Origin of the sequence: Streptomyces sp. DH12 (assembly GCF_020873895.1) — a bacterium.
Lineage (GTDB): Bacteria > Actinomycetota > Actinomycetes > Streptomycetales > Streptomycetaceae > Streptomyces.
This window is the reverse complement of the sequence record NZ_JAHWGT010000327.1, coordinates 1-680: the sequence shown is the minus strand read 5'-3', so window position 1 is coordinate 680 and position 680 is coordinate 1. Positions and strand designations below refer to the sequence as shown.

The 680-nt window shown below is 74.6% G+C and carries 1 protein-coding gene; it reads right to left on the bottom strand.

Annotated features, from left to right (window positions below):
* The coding region (locus LPA54_RS34345; RefSeq protein WP_228984572.1) for a condensation domain-containing protein at positions 1-680 on the bottom strand (680 nt) is incomplete at both ends.

The window sequence follows — 680 nt, the reverse complement described above, 5'->3', positions numbered from 1 at the left end:
AGCAGCTCCCGCAGGGGGGTGTCGGGGGCGGCCGGCACCGCCCGTACCAGGGCGACGTACGCCTGGGCGAAGGCGCGCATGGTGGCGGCGTCGAACAGGGCGGTGGCGTACTGGAGCAGGGCGGCGATGCTGCCGTCGGCGCGCAGGGTGAGGTCGAGAAAGACGTCCAACGGCGTCTCGGACAGCGGCGGTTCGACCAGGCCGACGTCCAGGCCGGGCATCCGCACCGGCTGGATCGGCGCGTTGAGGAGGGTGAACGAGGCCTGCGCCAGAGGGTGTCGGGACAGGTCGCGGGATCCGCCGACGGCGCCGACGACGAGGTCGAAGGGCGCCTCGGCGTGTGCGAGGTCGACGGGGACCCGGCGGCGCACCCGGTCGAGCAGTCCGTCGAAGTCCGGGGCGCCGGCGAGGTGGGTGCGCAGGACGACGGTGTTCACCAGAGGGCCGATGAGTCCGGCGGCGCCGGGCCGGGAGCGTTCGGCGAGGGTGCTGCACACGGCGACGTCGTCGCGGCCCGCCCAGTGTCCGAGCAGCACCTGGTAGGCGGTGAGCAGGAACATGTAGCGGGTGGCGCGGCGGGAGCGGGCGTAGGTGTCGACGGCGGCGACCACGTCGGCGGGCAGGTCGAACCGGACGACGTCGCCGGATCCGTCCCAGGTGCGCGGTCGCGGGCGGTCGGT